General features: G+C 40.1%; 20 protein-coding genes and 1 pseudogene. 5 read left to right on the top strand and 16 right to left on the bottom strand.

What is annotated here, in order from left to right; all coding sequences use genetic code 11:
• Window positions 1-55 precede the first annotated feature (55 nt).
• Together dnaJ and dnaK are read right to left on the bottom strand one after the other, a co-directional pair.
• Window positions 56-1,186, bottom strand: coding sequence for a molecular chaperone DnaJ (dnaJ, locus tag ACRWQN_RS06335; RefSeq protein ID WP_434928489.1), 1,131 nt, complete (start codon window positions 1,184-1,186; stop codon window positions 56-58).
• A 124-nt stretch (window positions 1,187-1,310) separates the two neighbouring features.
• The gene (dnaK, locus tag ACRWQN_RS06330; protein ID WP_434928488.1) at window positions 1,311-3,230 is read right to left on the bottom strand and encodes a molecular chaperone DnaK; all 1,920 of its coding nucleotides are present in this window, start codon (window positions 3,228-3,230) and stop codon (window positions 1,311-1,313) included.
• A 594-nt stretch (window positions 3,231-3,824) separates the two neighbouring features.
• Here dnaK and ACRWQN_RS06325 point away from each other — a divergent pair.
• A complete protein-coding gene (locus ACRWQN_RS06325) occupies window positions 3,825-4,139 on the top strand; it encodes a hypothetical protein (protein ID WP_434928487.1) in 315 nt (104 codons plus the stop codon).
• 84 nt (window positions 4,140-4,223) lie between these two features.
• On the opposite strand, the gene ACRWQN_RS06320 is transcribed toward ACRWQN_RS06325, so the two are convergent.
• A complete protein-coding gene (locus ACRWQN_RS06320; protein WP_434928486.1) occupies window positions 4,224-4,394 on the bottom strand; it encodes a hypothetical protein in 171 nt (56 codons plus the stop codon).
• Window positions 4,395-4,653: 259 nt separating this feature from the next.
• Here ACRWQN_RS06320 and ACRWQN_RS06315 point away from each other — a divergent pair, with 259 nt between their 5' ends.
• Complete coding sequence (locus ACRWQN_RS06315) at window positions 4,654-4,998, top strand: DUF3634 family protein (protein ID WP_226410813.1); 345 nt, start codon at window positions 4,654-4,656, stop codon at window positions 4,996-4,998.
• 147 nt (window positions 4,999-5,145) lie between these two features.
• Here ACRWQN_RS06315 and ACRWQN_RS06310 read toward each other — a convergent pair whose 3' ends face one another.
• The 10 genes from ACRWQN_RS06310 to ACRWQN_RS06265 all read right to left on the bottom strand — a co-directional run bounded on the left by ACRWQN_RS06310 (window position 5,146) and on the right by ACRWQN_RS06265 (window position 14,606).
• Entirely contained in the window at window positions 5,146-5,730 is a 585-nt protein-coding gene (locus ACRWQN_RS06310) for a DUF3833 domain-containing protein (protein WP_434940212.1), read from the bottom strand.
• Window positions 5,727-6,377, bottom strand: coding sequence for a chalcone isomerase family protein (locus ACRWQN_RS06305; RefSeq protein WP_434928484.1), 651 nt, complete (start codon window positions 6,375-6,377; stop codon window positions 5,727-5,729). The genes ACRWQN_RS06310 and ACRWQN_RS06305 overlap by 4 nt, the downstream gene beginning before the upstream one ends.
• 32 nt (window positions 6,378-6,409) lie before the next feature.
• Window positions 6,410-6,961, bottom strand: coding sequence for a DUF2878 domain-containing protein (locus ACRWQN_RS06300; RefSeq protein WP_434940210.1), 552 nt, complete (start codon window positions 6,959-6,961; stop codon window positions 6,410-6,412).
• 55 nt (window positions 6,962-7,016) lie between these two features.
• Complete coding sequence (locus tag ACRWQN_RS06295) at window positions 7,017-8,255, bottom strand: class I SAM-dependent methyltransferase (RefSeq protein WP_434930333.1); 1,239 nt, start codon at window positions 8,253-8,255, stop codon at window positions 7,017-7,019.
• Window positions 8,256-8,357: 102 nt separating this feature from the next.
• Window positions 8,358-9,176, bottom strand: a complete 819-nt coding sequence (locus tag ACRWQN_RS06290; protein ID WP_434940209.1) for a DUF1365 domain-containing protein — start codon at window positions 9,174-9,176, stop codon at window positions 8,358-8,360.
• Window positions 9,173-10,441: an NAD(P)/FAD-dependent oxidoreductase gene (locus tag ACRWQN_RS06285; protein WP_434928480.1), complete on the bottom strand. Its 1,269-nt coding sequence runs from the start codon at window positions 10,439-10,441 to the stop codon at window positions 9,173-9,175. Before ACRWQN_RS06285 ends, ACRWQN_RS06290 begins: the two co-directional genes overlap by 4 nt.
• Window positions 10,442-10,507: 66 nt before the next feature.
• Entirely contained in the window at window positions 10,508-11,275 is a 768-nt protein-coding gene (locus ACRWQN_RS06280; RefSeq protein ID WP_434928479.1) for an SDR family NAD(P)-dependent oxidoreductase, read from the bottom strand.
• Window positions 11,276-11,279: 4 nt separating this feature from the next.
• Window positions 11,280-11,753, bottom strand: coding sequence for a nuclear transport factor 2 family protein (locus ACRWQN_RS06275; RefSeq protein WP_226410821.1), 474 nt, complete (start codon window positions 11,751-11,753; stop codon window positions 11,280-11,282).
• 235 nt (window positions 11,754-11,988) lie between these two features.
• Window positions 11,989-13,371: an ammonia-forming cytochrome c nitrite reductase subunit c552 gene (locus ACRWQN_RS06270; protein ID WP_434940207.1), complete on the bottom strand. Its 1,383-nt coding sequence runs from the start codon at window positions 13,369-13,371 to the stop codon at window positions 11,989-11,991.
• A gap of 23 nt (window positions 13,372-13,394) precedes the next feature.
• Window positions 13,395-14,606: an NnrS family protein gene (locus tag ACRWQN_RS06265; protein WP_434928477.1), complete on the bottom strand. Its 1,212-nt coding sequence runs from the start codon at window positions 14,604-14,606 to the stop codon at window positions 13,395-13,397.
• Window positions 14,607-15,075: 469 nt separating this feature from the next.
• Here ACRWQN_RS06265 and ACRWQN_RS06260 point away from each other — a divergent pair, with 469 nt between their 5' ends.
• Complete coding sequence (locus ACRWQN_RS06260) at window positions 15,076-15,777, top strand: haloacid dehalogenase type II (protein WP_434928476.1); 702 nt, start codon at window positions 15,076-15,078, stop codon at window positions 15,775-15,777.
• Between the two features lie 314 nt (window positions 15,778-16,091).
• Here ACRWQN_RS06260 and phrB read toward each other — a convergent pair whose 3' ends face one another.
• The 3 genes and pseudogenes from phrB to ACRWQN_RS06245 all read right to left on the bottom strand — a co-directional run bounded on the left by phrB (window position 16,092) and on the right by ACRWQN_RS06245 (window position 19,669).
• Window positions 16,092-17,561, bottom strand: coding sequence for a deoxyribodipyrimidine photo-lyase (phrB, locus tag ACRWQN_RS06255; RefSeq protein WP_434940205.1), 1,470 nt, complete (start codon window positions 17,559-17,561; stop codon window positions 16,092-16,094).
• A 42-nt stretch (window positions 17,562-17,603) separates the two neighbouring features.
• A complete protein-coding gene (locus ACRWQN_RS06250) occupies window positions 17,604-18,566 on the bottom strand; it encodes a YbgA family protein (protein WP_434928474.1) in 963 nt (320 codons plus the stop codon).
• A gap of 178 nt (window positions 18,567-18,744) precedes the next feature.
• Window positions 18,745-19,669: pseudogene (locus ACRWQN_RS06245) on the bottom strand (DUF368 domain-containing protein).
• A 138-nt stretch (window positions 19,670-19,807) separates the two neighbouring features.
• Between ACRWQN_RS06245 and ACRWQN_RS06240 the strand changes: the two are divergent.
• On the top strand, window positions 19,808-20,287 hold the full coding sequence (locus tag ACRWQN_RS06240; protein ID WP_434928472.1) for a hotdog fold domain-containing protein: 480 nt from the start codon (window positions 19,808-19,810) through the stop codon (window positions 20,285-20,287).
• Window positions 20,288-20,372: 85 nt separating this feature from the next.
• The gene (locus ACRWQN_RS06235; RefSeq protein WP_434940203.1) at window positions 20,373-21,584 is read left to right on the top strand and encodes a DUF418 domain-containing protein; all 1,212 of its coding nucleotides are present in this window, start codon (window positions 20,373-20,375) and stop codon (window positions 21,582-21,584) included.
• Window positions 21,585-21,615 lie beyond the last annotated feature (31 nt).

The following is a 21,615-nucleotide window of genomic DNA, read 5'->3' as shown; positions in this document are numbered from 1 at the left end:
TTTAACTTAGAACCCTATTTATCTAACCTACCTTAATAGGGCTCCATAATAACGATTAGCTGTTCAAGTCTTGGAAGAACTTTTTCACACCATCAAAGAAACCTTCAGCTTTAGGGCTATGTTTTTTTGACTCGCCTGTTAAGGTTGCCTCAAACTCACGCAATAACTCTTTTTGCTTATCGTTTAAGTTAACCGGTGTTTCCATCACCACTTTACACAGTAAATCACCTACTGCATGGCTACGTACCGACTTAACCCCTTTACCGCGTAAACGGAACATGCGGCCAGTTTGGGTTTCGGTAGGAATTTTAAGGCTGACTTTACCGTCAAGTGTTGGCACTTCAATCTCACCGCCTAAGGCAGCTTTGCTGAATGAAATAGGCACTTCACAGTAGAGGTTATTTGCATCTCGAGTGAAAATATTGTGTTCACGTACACTGACCTGAACATATAAATCACCCGGAGGAGCACCAAACTCGCCCGCTTCACCCTCACCGGTTAAGCGAATTCTGTCACCAGTATCAACACCTGCAGGGATCTTAACCGACAATGTTTTGCTCTTTTCAACACGGCCTTCACCATGACACTTGCTACAAGGGTCTTTGATGATTTTACCTCGACCTTGACACGTTGGACAGGCCTGTTGAACGGCAAAGAAGCCTTGGCGCATTTGCACCTGGCCTTGACCATGACAAGTGCCACATGTGGTTGCCTTAGTACCAGCTTTTGCTCCGCTGCCATCACATAAGTCACAAGCGGCTAATGTTGGAATGCGCAGTTCTTTGGTTAAGCCACGTACCGCTTCTTCAAGTGATAATTCTAAGTTGTAACGTAAGTCACTACCGCGCGCCGCTTGGCGCTGACCGCCACCACGACGACCTCCGCCAAAGATATCGCCAAATACATCACCGAAAATATCGCCAAAGTCACCTTGTCCACCATGACCGCCGCCGCGATTAGGGTCAACACCAGCATGACCAAATTGATCATAAGCGGCTTTTTTGTCGCTATCGGTTAAAATTTCGTAGGCTTCTTTAACTTCTTTAAAGCTTGCTTCTGCCGCTTTATCGCCTGGATTGCGATCAGGGTGAAATTTCATCGCTAAACGCTTGTAGGCTTTTTTAATTTCACGTTCACTGACATCACGACTGACACCAAGAACCTCGTAAAAATCACGCTTTGACATAGTGTTTTGCTTCTCGAAGGTTTGCTTAAAATTGATTAAGTATGATTGTGCAAACGGGCGTTAGAGGTAAGCCTCAACGCCCGCTTTATACTAACTAGTTGCTTTCGCTATCAAAAGTGACTAGTTATTTTTTGTCGTCTTTCACTTCTTCAAACTCAGCGTCAACAACATCATCAGCAGGGTCTTGTTTACCAGCATCAGTTGCTTGGTCTGCTCCGCCTTGTGCTTGCGCCTTAGCTTGTGCAATTTCCATTAACTTAGCTGAAGCTTCGATAAGCGCTTGTGTTGATTTATCAATCGCTTCTTTATCGTTGCTTTTCACTGCTGCATCAACATCAGCGATTGCTGCTTCAATTTTCTCTTTATCTTCCGCAGGTAAATCATCACCCGCTTCAGTCACTTGTTTCTTAGTTGAATGCACTAAACCATCAGCTTGGTTGCGTGCTTGTACTAATTCTTCAAACTTGGCATCTTCATCAGCGTGAGCTTCTGCATCACGTACCATTTGCTCAACTTCTTCATCAGTTAGACCAGAGTTCGCTTTAATGGTGATGTTTTGTGCTTTACCGGTTTTCTTGTCAGTAGCAGATACTTTTAAGATACCGTCAGCATCAATATCAAATGCCACTTCAATTTGTGGTTGACCACGTGGTGCAGCGCCAATACCGTCTAGGTTAAATTGACCTAAAGACTTGTTGTAGCTAGCTTGCTTACGCTCACCTTGAAGTACGTGAATTGTCACTGCACTTTGGTTGTCATCAGCGGTTGAGAACGTTTGGCTTGCTTTAGTCGGGATAGTGGTGTTCTTCTCGATAAGCTTAGTCATTACGCTACCCATGGTTTCAATACCAAATGATAACGGTGTTACGTCAAGTAGTAGTACGTCTTTCACTTCACCAGAAAGAACACCTGCTTGAATTGCAGCGCCTACAGCAACAGCTTCATCTGGGTTAACGTCTTTACGTGGCTCTTTGCCGAAGAAGTTTGTAACCGCTTCTTGCACTTTAGGCATACGAGTTTGACCACCCACTAAGATAACTTCGTTGATGTCTGATATTGATAAATCAGCATCAGCTAAAGCAACTTTTAGTGGTTCTAAAGTACGTTGGATTAAGTCTTCAACTAATGACTCTAACTTAGCACGAGTGATTTTAACCACTAAATGCTTAGGACCTGTTGCATCTGCTGTGATGTAAGGTAAGTTAACTTCTGTTGTATTCGTGCTAGATAATTCGATTTTCGCTTTTTCAGCAGCTTCTTTAAGACGTTGCATTGCTAATGGATCTTTACGTAGATCTAAGCCCTGATCTTTCTTAAACTCATCCGCAAGGTAATTAATTAAACGGTTGTCAAAGTCTTCACCACCTAAGTGAGTGTCACCATTGGTAGCAAGTACTTCGAAAGTTTGATCGCCATCGTTGCTGTCGATTTCAATGATAGAGATATCAAAAGTACCACCACCTAAATCGTATACTGCAACAACGTTGTCGCCTTGCTTCTTATCAATACCGTAAGCTAATGCAGCCGCTGTTGGCTCGTTGATAATACGTTTAACATCAAGACCCGCTATACGGCCAGCATCTTTAGTCGCTTGACGTTGTGAATCGTTAAAGTAAGCAGGAACAGTAATAACAGCTTCAGTCACTTCTTCACCTAAAAAGTCTTCTGCTGTCTTTTTCATCTTTTTCAAGATTTCTGCAGAAACCTGTGGTGGAGCCATTTTTTTACCACGTTGCTCAACCCATGCATCGCCATTATCTGCTGCGATAATCTTGAAAGGCATGATGTCAACATCGCGTTGAACTTCGTCATCTTTAAAACGACGGCCGATTAAACGCTTAATAGCAAAGAAAGTATTAGCAGGGTTAGTCACTGCTTGGCGTTTTGCAGGCGAGCCTACAATTGTTTCATCATCGGTATAAGCAACGATAGAAGGTGTTGTACGATCGCCTTCTGCGTTTTCAAGTACGCGTGCTTTGCCGCCATCAAGGACTGCCACACATGAATTTGTTGTGCCTAAGTCGATACCAATAATTTTGCCCATGAGGTCCTCCGAAAATTGACGTTATTCGTCAGTAAATTTGTTGTCTGGTATGGATATGGGGGTAAGCCAAACGGTTTTCAAGTATCTATTAACTTAATAGCCTTGACTTATATATCGCCCAAATCTTTCTTAACACTTTATATAGGGGCGCAAATTTCATTTACAAGGGGAAGTGAAAAAATTTATGCCGCTTTGCTAATATTAATGACAACAATATCCACTAATACTCAATAAAACACACAATGCGCGAATAGATATACCAACTGTAATTAAATAGAAAACAGTAAAAATCAGAGAAACAATCTAAACAATAAACAAAACCGCTTACTGCTGTGCTTTTCAGTAAACCTTTAGAATGAAATATTAGGATTTGGCTGTGACTGCGCATCTTTCAACGGCATTTGATTGTTTCTCACTTTCCACCCCACAACTTGGCGTTTTCAGTCGTTATATTCTAGACAAACCTTGTAGTTGAAAAAATGACCAAATATTACTATAACTATATATCAGTAAGGCTAACTTAGCGTTAGCGACTTAATAACTTGATGGGTTGTGTACTGATGTAAATGGACTTTAATACAAGGAGCGATGGCAATGGGACTGCCTAGATGGAATTTATCAAATAAAGCGGAGCGTCGTTTTCGCATAATAGTATTGACTTCAGTTGCACTACTATTGCTCTATGAAAAAATTAATGGCTCAAGCTCAACTCAATATGCTGCTATGTATTTGTGTGTGTTTTCCTTAGTGGGGACTTTTTTGACAAATGCGATTCAGCAACGTTACTTCACTTATGTTACCGAATACGCCCAAGCAATTCGTATTGTCGCACTACTGATGATGCTGTGCTTTTTGGGTATTTGGCTATATATCACTTACCAGGAGCTTAGTCAGGCAAGTATTTCATGATTACCTCTTGATGTGGTTGACCATTAAAATCAATAAAAAAGTCGATGTAAGCATCGACTTAATGCAATACCCACACAGTACAACTCATAACACAGGGGTTTTATTTTGTTGTAACTGTTGTTGAATACTTTTCCAGCCACTCGCTACTGACTCGAGGTTTTCACGGCGTTCAGGGAACCGATTAGCAAGATTACCCATTATAGTAATTTGCAATTCACATAACTCGTTCCAACGCTTAGCATTTGATATCGACATGACATTATCCTTAATAAAATAACAATCCATTTAACTAGTTTGAATTCAACTTACATCTGCCACTAATAAGTTGCATTACATAGTGTAGACTAAAAATACATCAACCGTAACTAAACTGTAACATGAGTTTTTTTCAACCATACGACTCACCCGATGGAATAATTTTGCTACGACTCACGTTTTGATAAAAAAAGATTGCACCGAAACAAATCGGGCGTATCTTTAATATATAAATAACAAAGATTAAAGGACGCACGATATGGTAGAAACGTTATTAAAGATTTTATTTATTGGTGTGTTTTTTTTCATTGCCTACAAGCTGATTTTTTCAGGCAAGAAAGGGTTAACACTATTTGAAATGCACTTTAAGCAAGGTCGATTAAATCGACATAAAGGTAAAATTCCAGAGAAGTTTGAGCGAGAATGCCGCTCCTTTGCCAAAGAACATAAGCTGACCTGTACAATAAGAGCAGAAAGAGATAATCAAGTAAGACTGCATGTCTCTGCCAACATAGGTGATGATCTCACCCAGCAAATTCGCAATGTCTTTCCCTTTGAATACTATGACCGCAAACAGGTTGATAACAGTAAGTTAAAAGGCTAAGCAGATGACACAACCTAGAATAGTGAATAAGCAGACATTGTTGTCTAAATGATTAAAATTCACTATTTTAGGAAAGTGGCACTGAGTTTAGAAAAGTGACACTCTGTGTCAGTGTTGTAACAAAATCAATAGCTTCAATAATTATAGTTACTGCTTTTGAATCACTAATGTGACTGTGCCGACTGTAATACCAAACTTAATGATATCGCTTTTGTTAATAATGGTATTTTTATCCACTAAGAACATCCAATCATCAAATTCAACTTGATATTCACTACCATCCACCATGAGCTTCATATCATAGCGCCATCTAAGTGCGCTGCCATTGGCTTCGCCCGTAGCCACACCTAAAATATCATCTGCACGTCCTTCGAATTGCCCGTTACCTAAGTCGGTTAAATACCAAATCCGTGTTTGCTTTTCACCGTCATCATAAATGAACCATTCTTTAAGCTCACCTTGCTTGCCTTGTGGACTATCTTGCCAACTCCCCTCCATTGTCACAGTGAACTTTCGTGTTACTTTACCGGAAAAGTCTTGCACTATGCCTGAAGCGGTTAATTCACCGTCAAAAAAATCAACCAAATTCAACTCAGGTGTTGTACCTGCATAATCTTCAATTGAAGCGGACGAACAAGAAAACAGGCTAAAACAAACAGTAATAACGGCTAAGGCTTTAACAGATGATTGAGCTTTACCCCAAAATGTATTCAAAAATGAAAGGTTAATCATTGAGTTGCTCCAATTAATTGTTGACGTAATTCAGGCTCAGTTGTGGTTTCAGACAACCAAATACCAATAAAAGCGGCACTAAACTCAGCATCCTCTAGCTGATAGAAAGACTTATCATTAAACAGAAACTCGGCTTGTTTATCATTGTGGATAATAAAGCTAAGTGTGTCGTTCTTTTTAACATCAGGCCAGGAAAGGGTTAAATGCTTTTTTATACGGTTAATCTCAGACTCTGTTAACCCATTAGCTTGCCACTGCTCAGTAGTTGCCTCAATGAGTTCTGCTGCACTTATATCGCGGTGATATTGAATGGCTAATTTAATTGGAAATTGCTGGGGCTGATAAGTGCCATCAACTGAGTATAGTTTGGCTAAGTAAACATCAAACCACAAAACATCTAAATCAGCCTCGCCAACTTGGACAAGAGGCGGCAAAATAAACTGTTTGTCAGCAGATTGTGATTTAAGCAATTGAGTGGTTTGAATTAAATCTGATGCCGCCGTGTGACTTAAACTAGCCTGACTAATGTTAGCGTCGCCTAATGCCTTAACTGCCAAATCTGTAACATTATTGACATCTTCAGCATAAACCATATTCGCTGCGCTCAGTATCAATACAAAATTTGCAAGCTTACTTATACTTGACATATTTACCTACTCTGTACGCGTACATAGCACAGTTATCGTGATAACCGCGCCGCTATATGAAGTGATACGGGAAATAGTACTGACCAGATCACCGCAAGAATAATAGCTGAATGTGTCATCCCCAAAGGCAATATTACGGCATCAAACTTTGCCCCAGCAAGGTAACTTAAACAGCCAGAGACACCACCAATAATAACTTGAACAGGCAGGTTGAATTTATGTGCAAAACCTAAGCTTACATTTAATGTCAGTGAAAAATATCCCCAAAGCAGTAATAACCACCATGGCGTTGATGCAAAAACAAATACACCAGAATAAGTTAACCCAACATCGACAGCTGCGCCAAGTGCTGTAATAACTAGTAGTATAAGTACATCGACGCGTTTTTGATCTGATAATAGAAAATGTAATCCAATCAGCATCAATGATACTAAGATGAACTGGTTTTGATATAAAACTCCCAGCCACCATATCGCTTGAAAGCTAACTGCGTTCAGCAGTATTTTTTTAAAAGCCGTTGTTTTATTAGCTACAACGGGGTCAGCTAAACTGAGCCGTGAAGAGGATGAAACAGATTTTTTCATGACACCCTCATTTATATAATACGTAATCTGAACAAGTTAGCTAACAACAAAAATATTAGCTTTTTCGATAGCCAGGTCTTACCGCGGTTAAATGTACTGTACTGGTGGCGCGCTCTAAGAAACCACCTTCACAGTAGCTTAAGTAAAACTTCCACATTCTAATAAAATCATCACCGTATCCAAGTTTGGTAATGGTACTTTTGGCCATATCAAAATTATCATGCCAATGTTTTAGGGTACGCGCATAATCAAGGCCGATGTCATCTAATGACCAAATAACCATGTCGGTTTTATTGGCTATATGACGGGACATTTCACTTATCGAGGGTAAACAGCCACCAGGGAAAATATAACGCTGGATAAAATCAACACTTTTGCGATAGCTATTGTAGCGCTGATCGGCAATGGTAATGGCTTGAATTAATAAACGCCCTTCAGGTTTAAGCATATGCTGTAGCTTTTCAAAAAAGCCCGGTAAATACTCATGCCCCACAGCTTCAATCATTTCAATTGACACCACGCGATCATACACCCCGGTGAGTTCACGATAGTCCTGTTTTAACAAGGTGACCTTGTCTAATAAGCCTTCACTTTTTACCCGAGATAAAGCGTAATCATATTGCGCATCTGAAATCGTTGTTGTGGTCACTAACACGCCATAATGCTTAGCTGCGTAAATTGCCAGTGCGCCCCATCCAGTGCCTACCTCTAATAAGGTTTGCCCTGGTTTTAAATCTAAACGCTGACATATGGTATCTAGCTTGTGCAATTGCGCCTCAGCTAGACTGGCATCATTTGCTGGATAAATTGCGCTGGAATACATCATTTCTGGGTCTAAAAACTGCTGATACATATCATTACCCAAATCATAATGGGCTAAGATATTGCGTTTTGAACCGGCTTGCGAATTTCGATTAAATATATGCTTAACCCGGTTTAGGCCATTACTTAACCAAGAGAAGTAACGTTCAATATTATCAAGCAAGGCTAAATTTCTGGCAAAAATTTGCACTACTTTCGTTAAATCAGGGCTAGACCAATGACCTTGAATATAAGCTTCACCTGCACCAATTGAGCCACCAAATACTACCTGACGATAAAAACCTGGGTGTAACACTTGCATGGTAGCGTGAATGTCGCTTTCTGGATGACCAAATACATGCGATTGTGACGCATCAACAATCGTTAATTGCCCTTCAGCTAGATGAGCCAGTGCTCGTAATAAAATCTTTTTAGCCAAACTGTCTGATAAACTCGCTTGAGCAATACTTGTACCGGTTGCGGCATTATCCATGCTGGCACTCCATTCTAATTAAAAAATTAGCTTCAAATTTATAATATTAAGGGCTAATACGTACTGAGTACACATTTGGTTTACTTGAACTGCTGATTGTTTTTATGTGGGCACTTGTTTGGTTTGCTTGCCCACAAAAGGAATCCGTTTAATAAATAGTTTTAAAGCTTGCCAATAAATACCCAAGACAATTTTAGCTGTCATGGCTGGGTACCCCAACATAAAGCGCTTAATATTTGGCGCAGTAAATGACATTCTTTTTAAGGCTATTGTGGCATCAAATAGCTTTTCATTAGCACTATTACGATTCTCGATGGTCACTTTAAGGCGTTTCTGCGGCGGTAAAATACGCCATAAATAGTGCATATCTAAGGTCATAAAAGGTGACACATGGAAAACTTTATCAGTGTGAGTGGTGTTCACTAAATCAATTAGATAGCAATGACGTTCATTCCACGGGGTGTTGCTGACTTCAGCCAGCATATATAGTGGAGTCTCATCTTGATAACAAAAGAAAAAATTAACTGGACTGAAGTAAAAGCCAAAATGACGAATTTGGCCACAAAACACCACTCGGTTACAGCTTTGTTGAGCACCTAGCTTTTGTGTTGTGACCAATGTACGCTGCTTTAATGCCTCTATTGCACTGAGCTTGTCAATGTTTAAACCTGAGATAAAGTCCTCACCAAATTGTTGACCAAGGCTTTTAAGATAATCATCGGCTTTAAAGGTGAGTAATGCATTTTTTTCAGCAAACAACTTACTGGTGTTCACCAATGTTGGTAACTCGTCTAAATCTAATGCCATCATAGCTATGTTATAACCAAAGCTATGGCGTTTTGGCACATGGCGTCTATGGCTGATATTGCCATAGTAAATGCCACTGTTTAACGCCATATCGTCAGTTATCATTGCGGTCATAAACTGATCTCAAATTGATTACACACATCAACTGCGCTTCTCACGCCATCCTCATGGAAACCGTTATACCAATAGGCACCCGCAAAGTAAGTATGTCGTTTACCTGATATAAGCTCACGCTTTGATTGCGCTTGCATACTGGCTTCATTGAAAACTGGGTGAGCGTAATTAAATTTACGCAATATTTTACTTTCATCAATCAAGCCAGTTTGATTCAAGGTCACACAAAAAGTCGGTGCTCCCTTGGGCAAACATTGTAAAATATTCATATTGTAGGTAACACTGGCGGGTCTGTCGCCCATAGGCACTTTATCATCACCGTCTAAACGATAGTTCCAACTTGCCCAAGCCGCTTTACGTTTGGGTAGCAAAGTAATATCAGTATGTAGCACCACTTCATTATTTTGGTATTCCATGGCAGACAACACTTCATGCTCATCTTTGCTTGCATCACTGAGCATAGCTAATGCCTGGTCGCTGTGACACGCCAATATAACGTCATCAAATTGCAGCCACTCGCCATTCAATACTTGAACTTTTACGCCTTCATCATTTCGACAAACAGCCGTTACTGGGCTATTTAACAAAATATTATTCTTAAAAGGTTCAATAAGCTTAGGAATATAGCTACGCGAACCACCTTTCAATACCGACCATTGCGGACGGTCACTGATATTAAGCAAGCCATGGTGCTGGAAGAAACGAATAAAAAATCGTAACGCAAAGGCGCGCATATCATTAATACTGGCAGACCAAATGGCTGCACCCATTGGTAGAATATAATGTTCACAGAAAAATGGGCTAAAATTATGTTTATCGAGATATTCACCTAAACTCATTACAGGATAGGTATCTGACTCATAAATGGCTTTGCAATCGTTATTAAAACGTACTATTTCAGCGAGAAAACGATAAAAATCAGCTTTGAAAATGTTACGTCTTTGGGCAAACATACTCCATAGGGTATGACCATTGTATTCAAGCCCAGTGAAAGCATTGTGTACACTAAAGCTCATCTGTGTCGGTAATGACTCAACCCCAAGCTTTGCCATTAACTTTTCAAATCTTGGGTAGGTGCGATCATTAAAAACAATAAAACCAGTGTCAATAGCGTAGCTCTTTTTGTCTACCTCGACATCAACCGTAGCTGTGTGTCCGCCAATATAATCATTGGCTTCAAAAACAGTTACCTTGTGCTTACTGCTGAGTAAATGTGCACAGGTTAAACCCGATATGCCGGTTCCTATCACCGCAATTTTTTTCATTCTTATTCCTATATGTACAAACTTGACGCTTTACTGTTAATTTGGGTATGTATTCAAAAGTGATTTTTATTTAACGGCTTTATCTGCAAGTAACTTGATAAGTGCTTTCTCAGGAAGCAAAGATAAACACTTGAGTATAAAGGTAAACCGCTTAGGAAAATGGATTTCGAACTTGCGCTGTGCCATCCCCTTAAAAATCCGTTCTGCTGCTTGCTCGCTACTGATTTGCATCGGCATAGCAAAATCATTTTTGGCGGTAAGCGGTGTGTCAACAAAACCAGGACAAATTACACTTACTCCAATATCAACACTGGGTTTAGCCGCCAAATCTAACCTTAAACTGCGGCCTAAATAACTTATTGCGGCTTTAGAAGCACCGTATGCCTCTGCCCTTGGAAAAGGTAAATAAGTTGCACTGGAGCTCATTAATCCTAATTGGCCGCCTTTTGTGAGCTGAGGTAAAAATGCGCTAATGCAATGTCCAACCGCAATCAGATTGGTAGTTATGACTCGACTAAAAAGCATGGCATCAAACTCAATAACATCGTCAATATACTCACAGGTTCCAGCATTTAAGATAACTTGGGTAAGCTGAAGCTGCTTATCTGCCAGGTACTGTTTCAGCGCAATACCTGCCTGATTAACTTGTTCAGGTTGTGTAATATCAAATGTTAAAAAATGACCCACATTTAAGCCCGCTAATACGGTTTCATTTCTACCACATGCGATGACATGGAAACCTTTAGCTGCGTAAAACTTAGCACTTGCTAAACCAATGCCCGATGTTGCTCCAGTTATCAGAACCGCTGATGATGAGGATTGATGATGGCTCATATTATTACCCCATTCTATTGTTTAATATGCGAATAACACCGCCAAGCATTGGCACATGCTGATAGAGCATCTGACCAGCATCAAAGTAATCTCTATGATAAAAAATAGTGTCGTTAAATTTTAATAGACTCATACCATCCACTTTAATGGTTTGCCCTTTATTCAGTTTAGGGTGAGCATAGCTCATAGTCCAAAACAAAGATGCTTGCTGCTGGCAATCACTGACTATTATATGGGTTATGTCAAAATGTATATGGCTTACATTTTCGTATAAATTAGCAAAGTACTTGGTGAGTTGCTTTAATCCATTAACTTGATGCAAAGGGTCTTGAAATTGTATTTCGGCTGCATAAATTTCAGATAAGCGTTGCAAATTATTTTTATTCAACACCTGATAAAGCTCAATAAAGTGCTTAATAATCGCAGGTGACTGAGTAGCCGACACTGGCAATTCAGTCACTGTGGACGCTTCTGACATATAACACTCCGTTTGTATAACTAACATACTTACCATAAAGCCTACTGAATAAAAGCACAATGACTTTAGTGACAATCAGTTAGCGGGGAATTACTGTAAAAAAAGTTGCAGTAAAGAGATGATTTAGACAGTGAATGTTACGTTTGGGAGTGGATAATAGATCAGTAAAAAAGCACTTAAGTCTCCTTAAGCGCTTTTATAGTCAAACTCAGTATATATAGAATTAGCGAAGTAACTACTCATATCCATGAAGAGCGACCGGTTGCCAATGTTTATCCACTTGTTGTTTGATAAAACTATCTTTGGCTTTTTGCGCCTCATCTTTATTAAATCCGATAGCGGCATGGGCTTTTTCTTTGGTGCTAATATCAGGGTAATCCACTTTATTAATGCCAAATTTTTGTAACACTACTGCTAATAACGTGCGGGATAAAGTGACTTGTTCAATCGCCTTATCAAGCAATGCATTCCCCTCTTCAGGGTTGTGAGCATACAAACCATGGGATGCCATGGCAAAGTCCCAGCGCCACTGGCCATGACGAATATTCATTATAGGATCATTCATTAGATCCCACGTAGCTCCCGCATCCCACGCAGCTTTTGCCTCAAAATGGGCTTTCACTAGCAAGCCTTCAACTTCACGTGCCTTGGCATTAATCAGTTGTTTATTTTTTAACAGGGTTTGTGTGATGGCTTTCTGGCTACTGTGACAAGTTTTACAGGTATGATCAAAATTATTCAGGGCATTACCTACTTTATGATCGGTAAAATCATTGCCTTTATCATCGATTGTCGGTGGCATATGGCAGGTTATACATGTCACCCCTGCTTCAGCATGTTTACTTCGGCTCCAATGTTCAAACTCAGGATGGCGTGCTTTGAGCATAGGCGTTTTTGAAATGGGGTGGATCCATTCATAGAAGCGGCGTGTGTCATAATATTTTTCAATGTCATCGGCGGTGCTACCGAAAATCCACGGAATATTAACCTTATTACTACGCTCAGGCTGAAAGTAGTAAGTGACATGACATTGGCCACACACCTGAGCACCTTTCATACTGGTATTTTGCTTATCAAAAGGCAGTTTAATTTTAGCCATCGCATCCTGCGCGTGTGGCCTTGGCAATGCCAAGTTAGCGCTTCCATCCTCATGACAGTCACTGCAATAAACGACTGACTTTATCTCAGTACCTAAATCAGTAAAATTAGCGCCAGAAAAACCTTCAATACCCATCTCTTCCATTAATCTGGGGGCGTCGGGTGTTTTACAAGTCCAGCAACTGGCTGAAAGCCCTTTCTGGCCTTCTTCTACTGACACACCAGTGCGTAATATATGCGCTACATCCGCTACCGCAAACTGGTGCCCACGGGGGCTATTATATTCTTTAGCAAAAGATGAACCGGCCCAAAGAATAATATTGGCCGGATAAGTAGCCAACATATCTTGTTTTTCTGTTTGCTCAGATGTGGCTAACCAAGTTTGATATTGACTAGGAAATCGAGTTTTATTCTGCTCGTCAACACTGATATCAGCCAAGGCTGTTAAGCTAAATAAAACCGTTATTAAAGTAGTTATCGCGATTTTGGTACCTTTTTTATTAACAATCTTAAATGACATAATTCACTCTTTCATTTGTGATATTAACCTGGACGTCCGTCTAATCTAGGCTTGGTAAGAATCGGGGCATAATGCCAAACAAACATCCCAAAACTAATAAACCAACATGCTCCCGCCAACCATAACCAAGTCGAACTATATTGAGGGAGCCACAATGGCATTACCGCACGAAAAATTGCTGCTAAAGGAATGCCAATAAAGGCAAGCACCATATTTGGACCTTGATAAATATTGCGACTAGTGTGCCCTAGTGACACTCGAGATATCATCGACAAACATAATGATGCAATACCGCCAACCGCAAATAGATGCAATAAAGTGCGATACGCAAACTCATTATTAATTTGCCATGCCATAGCCAACAAAGTTGCCGGCAATGCCCAATATGAAACATGTAAAGACCACAACATAGGCTCTTTAAATGTTTTATGCCCTTTCCAGCGAGACACTCTTACCAATTGCAATATGCCTGCACTGAGTAAAATGCCCTGTTCAATTTCACGGGGGAATAAATGGAACACAGATTGAACGAATAACAATCCCATCACGAGTAATAACGTTATCTCAAGTGCTTGAATGGGATCTGGCTTTGAATGTTGTAATTTCATTGCGGTAAAAAAAGGAATAACTCGACCGCCAACAATAGTTATTACCATCGCAAGCCACCAAATCATTGCCTGCCAAAGTTGAGTCGATAGAGAAAAGTTACGCTCGTATAAAGCATAATAGGTAACCAGATTAACCACTAATGCTACAACCAACATAATAGGGAAGCCGATATTACGCCATTGTTTAGCAGTATAAATACAACGCCATAAAGTTGCTGCGCTGATCCCTAAAAACAAGCTGTCAAACAATGCTGGCAGCCAAAGTGGAATATTGAATGGCAATAACAAGAGTAATCTTGCTGCCAACCAACAACCAAATGTGAGTGCCAGCACACCTCCTTTCATCGTAGGTTGGTTGGTCCAGGCTTGTGCTGCGGTTAATAAAAAACCACACACAATTGCCATAGCAAAGCCAAATAACATCTCATGTGGATGCCACCATAAAGGCACAACATTGGCCCAAAACTCACCATTAAATAAGCTGTACTGCGGTGTAAACCAACCCATCAGCCAGATTGGAATATATAAGGCAGCGACCACAGCACCACCTAAAAAAAATGGCCTAAAACCTAAACGCCAAATTGCAGGAGTGTTATCAGTGTCTGCTGGGTCATCAATATTTAACATTTATTGTCGCCTTAAGGTGTGTGCAAAACATAACATGTATAAAATATAAATCTTTAAATGAATTTTATGCTCATTAACGTGTTTGTTCAATAACAATAGCGACTCATTACCATAAAGCCTTTAAAAGTGTGATCTGGTTGGTGATCTGAATAGATAAGCCTGTTATTTAGATAAGTGATTTAACCACTCATTCAATACGGTAAAATTAGCGATGAATAACAAATGAATAATTAGATAGATTGCTATGACGACTGTGTACCCGATAACGCAGATAATGTTAATATGAACTTTATTTAGTTAACGCGCTCAATCAATTCTAGTGCATAGCCGTCCAGAAATGCTCACTGAACCAGTGTTAGTACACCACGCTTCAACAACAGTTTAATTAACGTTGTGAAAATATACTTAAAAATAAAGACCACTCACATAGAAGTTGTGGGTGACAAACATTGAACCAGGGATATTCAAAATGACAAAAACACTCGCATTTGATGTCTATGGGACTTTGATCGACACTCATGGTGTAGTGGCTTTATTGATCAAAATGTTCAAACAAAAAACATTAGAGCGCGAAACTGAGTCGGTAATTAAACAAGCTTATGCATTTAGCCAAACATGGCGAGATAAGCAACTTGAGTATTCTTTTAGACGCGGTTTAATGCAGCAATATAAAGAGTTCTCGATTTGCACTCGAGATGCACTGGAATACACTTGCCAGTTTCATACGATCCCGCTCACTAACAGTCAAAAATGCCAACTGTTAGAAAGCTATCTGACTTTGCCAGCTTTTGATGACGTCGCGCCAGCTTTACAAACCCTAAAAGAAAAAGGCATTAGCCTGTTTGCGTTCTCTAATGGTGAATACTCTGCGGTCGAGTCGCTATTGAAAAACGCAAATATTTTAGCGTATTTTGAAGGTATTGTGAGCTGTGAAGCAATTATGACCTTTAAGCCTAATCCTGCGGTGTATGAATATTTCATTCAAACCACAAACTCAATGCAGAATGACGTTTGGCTTATATCCAGTAATTCTTTTGATATTCTTGGCGCGGCGGCATCTGGCTTTAAAACCGCTTGGGTGAAACGTTCACCACAAATGATATTTGATCCCTGGGGAGTATCGCCCACCCAAACGATTACTGATTTAGCCCAGTTAGATACAATAATTTAGCTTCAGTAAAATGTTTTCTTTAGTATCAGACGAATCATCACGCATACGCTGCCATCACAAGAAAACTTGCATCGCTAATCTCCTAATAATCTTTGGGATATTTAAGCTTAAGTATGACTTTAATGGGATTGAACTGAGTAGTTAGAGGTGACAAGCTTATTTTTAGATAAAAAAATCGGCATAGCCTAAACTATGCCGACGTTTAATTTAAGGTAAACGTGATGCCATACATTTGCATTTATCTGCGCTTCAATTATCCCCGAGCTCAACTACCCTCGTATCAACTATCCTCGTATCAACTACCCTCGTTTCAACTAACCTCGCTTTAGTGCTGCTAACACTTCAATTGCCCGTTTTCTGGCAGAACTATGTTCAACAATGGGCATAGGATAAACCTTATCTTGCTTTGCGCGATCAGAAAACAAATCTGCCATCAAATTGGCCTGCTGTGCTTTAAGGTGTGGCTCGTGTATGTGTTTCAAACTCCAACCAGCAATTTCGGGCACAAACTGTTTTATAAAGCTAGCATCGGGGTCAAATTTACTGCTTTGGGTCATAGGATTAAACACCCTAAAATAGGGTTGTGCATCACAACCTGTGCCAGCAGACCATTGCCAGCCACCATTGTTAGCGGCCAAATCACCGTCTATTAATTGCTGCCTGAAATACTGCTCGCCCCAGCGCCAATCAATTAATAAATGCTTAGTTAGAAAGCTGGCAACGACCATGCGTAATCGATTATGCATCCAACCAGTTTGATTTAACTGACGCATTGCCGCATCAACAATGGGATAACCTGTTTGCCCTTTGCACCAAGCATCAAACTCGGTCTTATCGTTACGCCATTGTATGTGTTTACCTAAATCGTTGAAGTTTTGGCCGCGAGATAATTTAGGAAATGCCACCAGCAAATGGCGATAAAACTCACGCCAAATAAGTTCGTTAAGCCAGGTTTTTGCAGGGCTTGCATCATTTATCAGTGCATCAGGATAATGAAACAAAATCGCCGTAATACATTGCCGAGCGCTAATCACGCCAATGGCTAAATAAGGCGATAAACGACTGGTTCCCTCTATGGCAGGAAAGTCGCGCTTTTGTTGGTAATCGCTAATATCTTGCGCAATAAACTGCTGCAACAACTCTCTTGCACTATCTTCTCCTGCGGCCCACTGCTGACTACTAACAGGATTGGGGTAATGCGATTGAATATTGAACTTGATGGCATCTGATGTGCCAATAGGCGCATTAAAAATTGCTGCTGGCAGAGGTTTAATTAACTTACCCGCGGCTATTTTTTTCCACGCTTTTGAAAATGGGGTAAAAACCTTATACATGGTGCCAGACAGAGTCGTTACGGTTCCGGCTGTAAGCAAACAATCCTGCTCAATTAATGCTAAAGGAATACCCGCTGCGATTAATTTTATATCGCGCTGACGTTCATTATATTCAGGTTCATTAGCAGCAAATATTTTACCAATTTGATGCTCGGCACAATATTGTTGTAACCATGGCAATATATCGTCAAAACAGCTCAAATGAACAACATCTAAAGCAATACCAATACTGGCTAAACTTTGCCTAAGCAAGTTAACATGTCGTTCAATAAAGTCTATTTGAATGGCGGCGACATCATGTTCAGCCCACTGGGCAGGTGTGACAAAGTACACAGCCTTAACGTGTGAATTTTGCTGTAGGGCAAACTCACACGCTTGACTCAGTGCAGAATGATCATGAATACGTAAATCTTGTCTAAACCACACAAGACTGTTTACTGCTAATGGCATTGGCTACCTTACTTGTTTGTCATCTCGTTAAAAGTGAATGTCTTAATAGGCATAACGTAGCTTTAACGTTTCAGGATGCGGATTTAGATAGATTTGCTCCGCAATATAAGGCACTTCAAACTCTTTCAAATAGTGATTAATTAACGTAATAGGTACCAGTAAAGGCAATAAACCCTCACGATATTTCATTATAGATTCAGTTAACTCTTCTTTTTGGCGCGCATTTAAATGCTTTTTAAAATAACCCTGAATATGTTGCAAGGTGCTGGTGTGATTTTTACGGGTAGCCTTGACCTTTAAAGCGGTCATAAAACCAGTAAAATAGGTATCAGCGGTTTGTTCTAAATCTTTAATATCGGCTAAGACAGGGCCTAACTCACGGTACCATTTAGGGCTGTGAGCCATAAGCAGATATTTGTAACGGGAATGAAACTGAATTAACTTATGCTTTGTTAAGCCCGAGGCTAACATTTTACGCCAATCATCATAGGCATATACGCGGGTAAAGAAGTTTTCGCGAATGATCATGTCATTTAAACGGCCTTCTTCTTCAACAGGCAGCAATGGGTATTTATCCATTAATGCTTTAGCAAACACCCCTACGCCACTTTTAGTGCTGTTATTGGTGCCAATTTTATACTCTAAAACACGCTCCATACCGCAAGTCGGTGACTTAGCACATAAGACATATCCACCTAAGTAACCTAACTCAGCCACTTTATTTTGACTAAACTCAGTTAATTTAGCAGTGACATCAAGGCTACCGTCTGCACTTTGAATATACAGAAGATCGCCATCAAGTACTTGGCGAATACTTTTTCTTGGTGCACCCATACCAATCGCCATTTCAGGACAAATGCTGGTGTATTCAAAAAAGGGTTCAATTTCTTTTGCGCAGTAATAAGAATTTTTATGGCCACCGTCGAATCGAACTTCATTACCGAGCAAACAACTGCTGATACCAATTTGAATTTTTTCTGGCATAAAGGTCTCTGATTTATCCATGAGAACGCACTCCTGTGGCGGTTAAAATAAAAGTAGTGCTGTGTAATTTAGCAGCTTTTACGAATCTTAGTTAAAAGTAGTTCATTTTTAACAAAAAAAAACAGAACTAAGGTCCTGTTTAATTAAGTTTATATCAATACTAGCGCTACATTTACTGCATACATAGCATTTTATAGCGTTAACCTTTAGTATGTTTGGCACCAAAAAACTCTAGCGACCATACTAATCCAATGCCAAATAAAGCAGCGACAATCGCTAGGCCCTAACTGATGAGCTTCGCCTGTTATAGCTTGGAAATCAAATGGAGTGAGGTTTTGCTCAAGTAACGGTACTTGTTGTCCGCTAGAATTTTCTCGCCAAGTAACCACCTCTTTCCAGGGCCAAATTTTACCTAATGTACCTAACATGAGTCCGATAAGAAACATCAAAGTGGCATCATGAAACTTGCGCAGTAAAGCAGAAAGCACATGACTGAAGCTTAACAGACCTAGCACACATCCCATGGCAAAACAGGCTAAATAAGCAATATCAAACCCTTTTACTGCTGCTAATACCGCAGGATAGATGCCGATAAGAAGCAAAATAAAACTACCTGAGATGCCCGGTAAAATCATTGCACAAATCGCAATAGCGCCAGCAAAAAAGAAGTTGATATAGCTCGCTTCTATCGCAACAGGATTTAATACCGTAATCCCCCAGGCAAACAACACACCCAGCGCAAATAACGCTATCCGCTGTAGATTAAACTGACTAACTTGTTTAAGCATATGAAAAACAGAAAACAATATCAGCCCAAAAAAGAATGACCAAACCGGAATAGGATGAGCCACAATTAACCATGAGATTAACTTTGCAAAGGCAAAAATACTGGTCAAAATACCACCAAACACACACACCAAAAATGGGCCATTGATATGTAAAAAGGCTGCTTTAAGCCCCTGTTGGCGCACAATTCCAAATAATGTAGGGTTAATTTTCCTAATGCCATCAAGCAAAGGGTCTAAAATACCTGTGATAAAGGCTATGGTTCCGCCTGAAACACCAGGAACGACATCAGCAGCGCCCATTGCCATGCCTTTTAAATACGTTATAAATAACTTCAAAATTAACCCTAACCCATGATCTAAACTGAATAATATTGCTGGCGATTATACCCACTTGCGATGAGGCAAACTACTAGCAGAGTATGAACATTAATGCTAATCTCATCCGACCAGACAAATAATCACCCGAAATGGATTATGAATAACAACAAACCTAACAAAGTCATGGCATTATATCAAAAGGTAACCAGCTACCCTTTTGGTCACGCTCTATTTTCTAAAATGGTGTCCCGTATGGCACCGTATTTCGGTACCATCCATCCGCACATTACATCGTTAAAAGAACATAGATGTGAGTGTTTGATCAAAAAACGTAAAAGTGTCCAAAACCATATTGGTACGGTTCACGTTATCGCGATTTGTAACGGTATGGAAATGGCAATGGGCACTATGGCTGAAGCCTCTATCCCTAAACACTTACGCTGGATCCCTAAAGGTATGTCGGTAGAGTATACCGCCAAAGCGGGCACTGACATTTTATGTGTGGCAGAAGTACAACCTGAGCAATGGCAAGTTGGCGATATGTTAGTCGATGTAAAAGCTTACGACACTAATGGTGTGGTGGTTGTTCAAGGCCATATTAAATTATGGATTTCAGAAAAGCCGCAGAAAGTATAAGCTAAGTTCACCAATGGACTAAATCTTTAGAATGATAAAACCATTACACTTTAATAATGGTTTTATCATCAATTATGGATGATACATGCTTATAAACCGTAAAATCGACCAAGCTTTAGCACCTTCAAATGATAATGGCATTTCCCGACACCAAACTCTTCTAACATACGGGCGGATCGCCAATTTAGATGCCATAAGGGGTTTTGCCTTACTAGGTATTTTGTTCCTCAACATCTATTTTATGGCGAATAACTTTTACGGTTATGCCCCACATCTACCAGAAATAGCATCCGATTTAACGATAGAGATTGTTAGTAACTTTTTATTAGAAGGCCGCTTTATCAGCTTGTTTTCGATGTTGTTTGGCGCAGGCCTATGGTTGCAATATCAAAAAACGACTAGCCTTGGTAATAAAAGTGATGGTGACGAAAGTGAGCACGGTAAAAATCGCATAACACGCCGACTTTACTTATTAATCGGACTCGGGACTATTCACGGGGTATTTTTATTTTCCGGTGATATTTTACTAAGCTATGGTTTATGTGGCTTAGTGGTGTGTCGATACTTCACCCTTGGGCCAAAACAATTATTAGCCAAGTCGGCGAAATTCATGTTGATTGCCATGGCGGTCATAGCACTTATTTCGATTACCCTTGAAGATGAACAATTCTATCGTGGTTCAGACTATTTTATTGAACAACTCGCGCTATGGACTGGCAGCTATGCGGACCAAGTCGTGATGCAAGCTTACATGATCGGTTATATGTTACTGATTATTCCCATTTCGATTCTCTGGTACGGCGCAAGTTTAATGCTAATAGGGATAACCTTAATGAAGCAAGGTTATTTTGAGCGCGGATTCAGCCATAAGCAACTGGGGCTATTTGCCTGTATAGGCATCGCTTTTGCTAGCATTGACAGTCTATTAAGCCTGTCAGACTCTGCTGTGCTAAAAGAGGTTTCTGGTATATTTATGATGCTTGGCGCCATTCCAACAGCACTAATTTACTGGCATATCATTGTAAAAGTTTGTCAAAACAATCCGTTAAAATTAACCCTATTACAAAATATTGGCCGACTGTCGTTAAGTTTTTATATTCTACAATCTCTTTTAGGCGTATTGCTATTACGACATTGGATGCCACAATGGCAAATGGAGTTTGATCGTATCGACTACATGCTTCTAGCCATAGTATTAGGTCTATTACAACTATTTTTAGCCGCTGTGTATTTACGTTTTTTCTCCCAGGGGCCGCTAGAGTATTTAATGACGAAATTAACTCGGCGCTGTCAATAATGTCGCTTCAACACATCGCGTAATGCCCCCA

Origin of the sequence: Shewanella sp. HL-SH8 (assembly GCF_051165765.1) — a bacterium.
Classification (GTDB): domain Bacteria; phylum Pseudomonadota; class Gammaproteobacteria; order Enterobacterales; family Shewanellaceae; genus Shewanella; species Shewanella glacialimarina.
The sequence above is the reverse complement of the archived record's forward strand: the minus strand, read 5'-3'. Positions and strand labels throughout refer to the sequence as shown.

Excerpts from the sequence above, each read along its gene's own strand:
- ACRWQN_RS06250 (WP_434928474.1), bottom strand. The coding sequence starts at position 18,566 with ATGGATAAATCAGAGACCTTTATGCCAGAAAAAATTCAAATTGGTATC.
- ACRWQN_RS06300 (WP_434940210.1), bottom strand. The coding sequence starts at position 6,961 with ATGAAAAAATCTGTTTCATCCTCTTCACGGCTCAGTTTAGCTGACCCC.
- ACRWQN_RS06270 (WP_434940207.1), bottom strand. The coding sequence starts at position 13,371 with ATGTCATTTAAGATTGTTAATAAAAAAGGTACCAAAATCGCGATAACT.
- dnaK (WP_434928488.1), bottom strand. The coding sequence starts at position 3,230 with ATGGGCAAAATTATTGGTATCGACTTAGGCACAACAAATTCATGTGTG.
- ACRWQN_RS06295 (WP_434930333.1), bottom strand. The coding sequence starts at position 8,255 with ATGGATAATGCCGCAACCGGTACAAGTATTGCTCAAGCGAGTTTATCA.
- ACRWQN_RS06275 (WP_226410821.1), bottom strand. The coding sequence starts at position 11,753 with ATGTCAGAAGCGTCCACAGTGACTGAATTGCCAGTGTCGGCTACTCAG.
- ACRWQN_RS06290 (WP_434940209.1), bottom strand. The coding sequence starts at position 9,176 with ATGACCGCAATGATAACTGACGATATGGCGTTAAACAGTGGCATTTAC.
- ACRWQN_RS06285 (WP_434928480.1), bottom strand. The coding sequence starts at position 10,441 with ATGAAAAAAATTGCGGTGATAGGAACCGGCATATCGGGTTTAACCTGT.
- ACRWQN_RS06325 (WP_434928487.1), top strand. The coding sequence starts at position 3,825 with ATGGGACTGCCTAGATGGAATTTATCAAATAAAGCGGAGCGTCGTTTT.
- ACRWQN_RS06280 (WP_434928479.1), bottom strand. The coding sequence starts at position 11,275 with ATGAGCCATCATCAATCCTCATCATCAGCGGTTCTGATAACTGGAGCA.
- phrB (WP_434940205.1), bottom strand. The coding sequence starts at position 17,561 with ATGCCATTAGCAGTAAACAGTCTTGTGTGGTTTAGACAAGATTTACGT.
- ACRWQN_RS06320 (WP_434928486.1), bottom strand. The coding sequence starts at position 4,394 with ATGTCGATATCAAATGCTAAGCGTTGGAACGAGTTATGTGAATTGCAA.
- ACRWQN_RS06260 (WP_434928476.1), top strand. The coding sequence starts at position 15,076 with ATGACAAAAACACTCGCATTTGATGTCTATGGGACTTTGATCGACACT.
- ACRWQN_RS06310 (WP_434940212.1), bottom strand. The coding sequence starts at position 5,730 with ATGATTAACCTTTCATTTTTGAATACATTTTGGGGTAAAGCTCAATCA.
- ACRWQN_RS06235 (WP_434940203.1), top strand. The coding sequence starts at position 20,373 with ATGCTTATAAACCGTAAAATCGACCAAGCTTTAGCACCTTCAAATGAT.
- ACRWQN_RS06265 (WP_434928477.1), bottom strand. The coding sequence starts at position 14,606 with ATGTTAAATATTGATGACCCAGCAGACACTGATAACACTCCTGCAATT.
- dnaJ (WP_434928489.1), bottom strand. The coding sequence starts at position 1,186 with ATGTCAAAGCGTGATTTTTACGAGGTTCTTGGTGTCAGTCGTGATGTC.
- ACRWQN_RS06315 (WP_226410813.1), top strand. The coding sequence starts at position 4,654 with ATGGTAGAAACGTTATTAAAGATTTTATTTATTGGTGTGTTTTTTTTC.
- ACRWQN_RS06240 (WP_434928472.1), top strand. The coding sequence starts at position 19,808 with ATGAATAACAACAAACCTAACAAAGTCATGGCATTATATCAAAAGGTA.
- ACRWQN_RS06305 (WP_434928484.1), bottom strand. The coding sequence starts at position 6,377 with ATGTCAAGTATAAGTAAGCTTGCAAATTTTGTATTGATACTGAGCGCA.